Annotated in this window: 4 protein-coding genes and 1 pseudogene; 1 reads left to right on the top strand and 4 read right to left on the bottom strand. The window is 54.1% G+C overall.

The window, feature by feature from the left end:
- Positions 1 to 20: 20 nt before the first annotated feature.
- The 4 genes from AB4Z11_RS20310 to ssb all read right to left on the bottom strand — a co-directional run bounded on the left by AB4Z11_RS20310 (position 21) and on the right by ssb (position 4288).
- Positions 21 to 1544: a site-specific integrase gene (locus AB4Z11_RS20310; RefSeq protein ID WP_442027245.1), complete on the bottom strand. Its 1524-nt coding sequence runs from the start codon at positions 1542 to 1544 to the stop codon at positions 21 to 23.
- On the bottom strand, positions 1541 to 2893 hold the full coding sequence (locus tag AB4Z11_RS20305; protein ID WP_442027244.1) for a tyrosine-type recombinase/integrase: 1353 nt from the start codon (positions 2891 to 2893) through the stop codon (positions 1541 to 1543). The genes AB4Z11_RS20310 and AB4Z11_RS20305 overlap by 4 nt, the downstream gene beginning before the upstream one ends.
- A gap of 188 nt (positions 2894 to 3081) precedes the next feature.
- The gene (locus AB4Z11_RS20300) at positions 3082 to 3459 is read right to left on the bottom strand and encodes a helix-turn-helix domain-containing protein (protein WP_442027242.1); all 378 of its coding nucleotides are present in this window, start codon (positions 3457 to 3459) and stop codon (positions 3082 to 3084) included.
- A 328-nt stretch (positions 3460 to 3787) separates the two neighbouring features.
- Positions 3788 to 4288 (bottom strand): single-stranded DNA-binding protein, encoded by a 501-nt coding sequence (gene ssb, locus AB4Z11_RS20295; RefSeq protein WP_442027240.1) that lies wholly within the window; start codon positions 4286 to 4288, stop codon positions 3788 to 3790.
- A gap of 159 nt (positions 4289 to 4447) precedes the next feature.
- Here ssb and AB4Z11_RS20290 point away from each other — a divergent pair.
- Positions 4448 to 5884: pseudogene (locus AB4Z11_RS20290) on the top strand (excinuclease ABC subunit UvrA); the annotation flags it as partial.

Genomic DNA, 5884 nt, shown 5'->3' with positions numbered 1-5884 from the left:
GAATATGACTGTATGACTCATTATCCAATCTCCCTTTGAGACCGGCATTTCTGAATGACTTCAGAAACAGCCAAGATCGTACGATCGCAAATCGAAGCGATGCGCAGATCCGCCGACGAAACTAGCCGCTCTCGTTCACTGAGCAGGTAATCGAGAATCGCGTCATGCGGACCATCAATCCATGGGCGAAAGCTTTTGCACGTGTAACAGGCTATCGGCGCAAAGGCTTTGCAAAATCCAAGTTCGCCGCATTTTCCGATGCCTTCGCCTTGCTGGCTAAATTGTGGAGACCAAATCTCCGGCAGATGGCTATCCTCTGGTAACGGTTCTTCACGCCGGCGTAGCACGCCGGCAAACGCTTGCGCCAATGGGGCCAACTGGAATGCCAGCGCACGATCAATGCGCTCTACCATTGTTGGATCCGCTTGAACGTACGCGCTTACGTTCTTCGTATCGCTATGGTCGAGCATTTCAGCGATCACATATGCTTTTAATCCCTCAATGGCAGCACGTGTGCCGACCGTCCTTCTAAGGCGATACGTGGTAATGTTCATTTCGCTTTCCGTGCGAGTCGAAATGATGGCTAAGGTATTAACAGCGCTCTTTAGGCGCCTGGTGAACGCTTCGCTAGTCAGGTGATATTCAAACCCTTTTGGTTGATCCCCAAACATTTGGCTTGGAAACAGTGGTGCTTCGTCAGGCGACACCAGTAAGTTGGAAAACTGTTGCCTGACTTGGGCTGCGTGTTTGGCAAGCAGTGCGCCCAGTTCCTCGTTCAGAACTCGAACTTTGAACTGGTCCCTGTGGAGTTGGCCGCGTTGCTTCGAACGAGGAACATTCAGCGTAAAAATCATCTTTCCAGCTTTAGCCTCGCTCTCAACCAGATCCATAACCTTCAACGAAGCGTACTGGGAAGGCCTCTGCCCCAGTGCCACTACAAGCAGCACGAGCACGTAGTCTCCCAATGAGATTAGCGACATGGAATAATTCGAGTGCAACCTTGCCAGTAACGTCTCGTACTCAAGGTCGTTTAACGGACCCGAATAGGGGTTTCTAGTAAGGACTGCTACCCCTTTAGCATTTCCTGGAATGCGCAACTCCGCGAGAAAGTCAATTACCCCTTCGGCTATTCCTGGGATATCGAGCGAATGCCATTTCCTGAGAATCACCGCTACCGATCCTAAATGCCACATGTCATTGCGACTGAGAGACGACCGGTAAGTCAAGAGTGCCTCAACACTTATATGGTCCGCCGGCGCGCGTCCCAGGTCCGCCAACGCTTTAACGAAATGCCGAAAATGTGCCAGGTATGTCTCTGCCGTAGCGGACGCGACATTTTGCAAATACCAAGCGAAGACGCGCTTTACATGGGTTCGAAGCTCAACGGAAATCAGAAGCGTATCAAACCTCATTGAAACATTTTTCACCTCATCTCTAAATCGCCATGTATCAGCGAATGGATCAAACACAATGCCGCTTCGCGTGCGCGCTTGTAGCGACGAAGAAACCAAGGTGGGACGATGAGCGACAGAATGTGGAATCATTGGGTTCGCCCCTTGAAYAAACTGTTTTGCATCGCGACAGATGCTTCAGCTGCTTTACGACGAACATGTCGGCGCGTATAGGTGGATGCCGTTCCTGAGGTCTCCGACCAGCCCATCAAGTAAGAGCGCAGCTTCCTCTCTGCTTCTTCTGGAGTCGCGTTTTCATCCAATTGCTCTGATAGGCGATCATTCCAGGTATGGCGTAGTAGATGTGCGAATAGCTTTTGCGGTAGCAACGGATGCTCTTTAAGAGCATAAAAGATCTTTGCGAATCCATTTATCGACAACGGTCGACCGGTATCAGTGGCGACAAAGAGGAAATCGTGCTTCCTTGCCCCTTCAACGCCATTTCGAAACGATATGACATATTCCCTAGTGCGCTGAGCGAGTGCCGATGACATTGGCAGCTCTCGTGCCTGAGTCTTGGCGTTTGGCTGATATAGCCGCGGATCATCTTGGTCGTCAGCACGCCTGTGAATCGTCGCGGTTTCGTTCCTGAAGTTGAGATCAGAAACGCGAACACCTAGCAGCTCTCCGCGACGGACTCCTAGATAGACGAGCAACCAGATAATTAGCTCGTTGCGAACTCGCGTGTGTTTATCTGTCCAAGGATTGTCTCGCGCAGCTGGATCGACGATACGGAGCAGTTCATCCACTTCGCTTCGATCAAGCCCCTCGCGCTCGGATCGCAATCTGCTGTGGCTGACAGGCATGCGGCTATTCAACGCTTTAGTGAAGGCCTGCACCGTGGCAGCCATTGACGCGCTGTAGTGAGAACCTGTCCCGAAGCCGGAGACGGCGAGCCATTCAACATAGTCGCGGATCGAGCGTAGCCTAGTCGCACAGAATGCCGACCTCACCGAGGTCGGCGATGACCTTTGAGAGCGCGCTCTTGGGAGGAGACGAACATTTGAAGAAGCGATCGGTTTGGTGAAAGCGCGGACTTGATCAACAGGCAAGCGGCATATCTGCACCAACGCATCGATCTCTCTTAACGTAAGTAGCTGTCCAGCCCTAAGGCGCTCCTGCAAATCGATCTCATAGATATCTAAGAATAGGGAGAAAAGCAGTATCGATCTCAACGTGGCGTCTATCGTATTCACTGCTCGGCCTCGAGCACGGAGTTCCGAAAAAACATACACGGTCGCGGTCAAGACCGGGCATCCTACGGCATCGACAAGCAACGGAATCCGCTCTCCATTCCTCGTCACCGTGTACTTGATGCGATATTTCTCTGGCCTGCTCGAAGGTCCGGCTGGACCAGGATCGTTGTTGGACATGCCAGTAACTGGGAAGCTCTTGGACTTTGGACGCAAAATATCTCCCTTTACGCCCAAAAATGGGCGCACGAAGACTCCTGAAGTGGAAAAACTTCAGATAAGCAAAGTAGTGGGGGCTTGACCGGACGTAGGCGTTTGACGATACTGGCAGTGCGAGCTGGGCAGCGTCAGTTGTCCACGTACGGGGCAAGCTGTCAAAGGTTTGTCCCGTTTTGTTTTTACATGGTCAGTTCTCCCTTCCGCATTTCCCTACCCCCTTAGAGATCCAGTATTTCGAGCATCGCTCGGACCTGTCCTGGTCGCAGATGACCAAGTTTGCCGGCCACGGCGTGCATCAGAACGTATTCAGCAGGGGCTGCAGCAATAGGAATTTCGAACTTTCGCCGAGACTGCTCGGCTGCTAGTTGAAGTTCAACAGTGTCGCGCTCATTGAGTTTTAGGGCATCTTTAAGGCGAGTAACGACGCCGGGAGGCGGAGCTCCCTTTCGTCCTGACTCGAGACCGCTCAAATACGACTGGTCAATACCCACCATCCCCGCCAGCTGTTTTTGCGCCAGATTTCTCTCGCCTCTGGCGTTCTGAAGGAATAAGCCGAACGGTGTCACCTGGTTAGCCTCGATATCTGGGTTTTCCAACCAATTTTATCCCGACTATTTCGCCTACAAAAGTGAAATTTTCATATAAATCAATGACTTAATGACTTTCATTAGTCTATCTTTCGCATTGGTTTTGCTGAACGACCGCTAGAAAAGGGTTTGCTAGTAGAACAGACGGGATATGAATTTCCGAGAATTAGTGCTGCCGAGTCAGATCAGCCGCTTTGCAAGTGAGCTGTTTACACTTTCCCTTAGGTGTACATAAGTGAGCGAATGCTGTTGACGCAAAAAACTCACCAAACGTAAAAAAGCCCCGTAACTTCAGAGAGTTACGGGGCCTTGTTTACAACTCGTTCTGGGGTGTACCTTAGAACGGAATATCGTCATCCATGTCCGAGAAATTCGGGGCTGGACGGGCAGCCGGGCGTGGTGCCGGCGCTGGTGCAGCTTGTGGACGTGGGGCTGGACGGGCTGGAGGCGCGTCGTAACCGCCGCCGCCCATATCGTCCATGCCGGCGTCGCCGCCCATGCCTTGACGGCCACCCAGCATTTGCATCTGCTCGGCGATGATGTCGGTTGCGTATTTCTCTACGCCGTCTTTATCGGTGTACTTGCGGGTCTRCAGACGGCCTTCGACGTAGACGGAAGAGCCTTTCTTCAGGTATTGGCCAACGATTTCCGCCAGGCGACCGAAGAAGGAGATGCGGTGCCACTCGGTCAGTTCTTTCTGCTCGCCGGTGTTGCGGTCCTTGCTGCGGTAGGAGGTCGCAACAGCAATGTTGGCGATTGCATCACCGCTAGGCATGTAGCGAATCTCCGGGTCACGGCCCAGGTTGCCGACGATGATGACTTTGTTAACAGATGCCATGTATTACTCCTGCATTGAAATTGGGCTAAACGGGGATTATATACAGGCGCGGTCCCCCGCCTACCTTTTTTTGACGGACCCAAGCAGYATTCCTCTATCACTGGTATTATATACAGTATTTGCCTCATCCAACTGATCCAGCTCAAAAGGCTTCGCTAAATGGAAGAAATCCGCATCCGCGGCGCGCGCACGCATAACCTCAAGAACATCAACCTCGATCTGCCTCGCAACAAGCTGATCGTGATCACAGGTCTTTCCGGTTCCGGCAAGTCTTCGTTGGCGTTCGACACGCTGTACGCAGAAGGCCAGCGCCGCTATGTGGAATCGCTGTCGGCCTATGCCCGCCAGTTCCTGCAGCTGATGGAAAAGCCGGACGTGGATCTGATCGAAGGTCTGTCCCCAGCCATCTCCATCGAGCAGAAGGCGACTTCGCACAACCCGCGTTCGACCGTGGGCACCGTGACCGAGATCCACGACTACCTGCGTCTGTTGTACGCACGCGTCGGTACGCCTTATTGCATCAACCATCCGGACCACGCGCTGTCGGCGCAGTCGGTGTCGCAGATGGTGGATGCCGTGCTGGCCATGCCGGAAGGCACCAAGCTGATGATCATGGCGCCGGTGGTGGCCAACCGCAAAGGCGAGCACGTGGACCTGTTCGAGCAGATGCAGGCCCAGGGCTTCGTGCGCTTCCGCGTGCAGAGCGGCACGCATGACGCAAAGATCTACGAAGTCGACGATCTGCCGAAGCTAAAGAAGACCGAGAAGCATACCATCGACGTGGTGATCGACCGCGTGAAGGTGAATCCGGAGATCAAACAGCGCCTGGCGGAAAGCTTCGAGACTGCGCTGCGCCTGGCCGACGGCCGCGCCATGGTCTACGAAATGGACACCGGCGCCGAGCATGTGTACTCGAACAAGTTCGCCTGCACCACCTGCGGCTATTCGCTGCAGGAGCTGGAGCCGCGCCTGTTCTCCTTCAATAACCCGATGGGCGCCTGCCCCGAGTGCGATGGCCTGGGCCATATCGAGTTCTTCGATCCGAAGCGCATTGTGGCCTTCCCTAATCTGTCGCTGGCATCCGGCGCAGTGAAGGGCTGGGATCGCCGCAACCAGTTCTACTACTCGATGCTGACCGCGCTGGCCGCCTTCTATGATTTCGATCTGGATACGCCGTTCGAGAAGCTGCCTGCGAAAGCGCAGGAAGTGGTGCTGCACGGTTCCGGCAAGACTGCCATCCCGTTCGCCTACATCAATGAGCGCGGCCGCACGGTGGTGAAAGAGCATAGCTTCGAAGGCGTAGTGAACAACCTGTCGCGCCGCTACCGCGAGACGGATTCGATGGCGGTGAAGGAAGAGCTGGCGAAGTTCATCAACGAGAAGAAATGTCCGAGCTGCGAAGGCGCGCGTCTGCGCGTGGAAGCGCGTCACGTGAAGATCGGCACCGGCAAGCAGGAACGCTCGATTTACCAGATCGCAGAGAAGCCGCTGCGCGATTCGCTGAGCTACTTCGAACAGCTGAAACTGAAGGGCGCGAAAAAGGATATCGCCGACCGCGTGATCAAGGAGATCGTGTCGCGCCTGTCTTTCCTGAAC

It is taken from the genome of Pseudoduganella sp. RAF53_2 (assembly GCF_052113985.1).
Taxonomy (GTDB): domain Bacteria; phylum Pseudomonadota; class Gammaproteobacteria; order Burkholderiales; family Burkholderiaceae_D; genus Rugamonas.
This window is presented reverse-complemented; position numbering and strand designations above follow the sequence as displayed.

Excerpts from the sequence above, each read along its gene's own strand:
- AB4Z11_RS20310 (WP_442027245.1), bottom strand. The coding sequence starts at position 1,544 with ATGATTCCACATTCTGTCGCTCATCGTCCCACCTTGGTTTCTTCGTCG.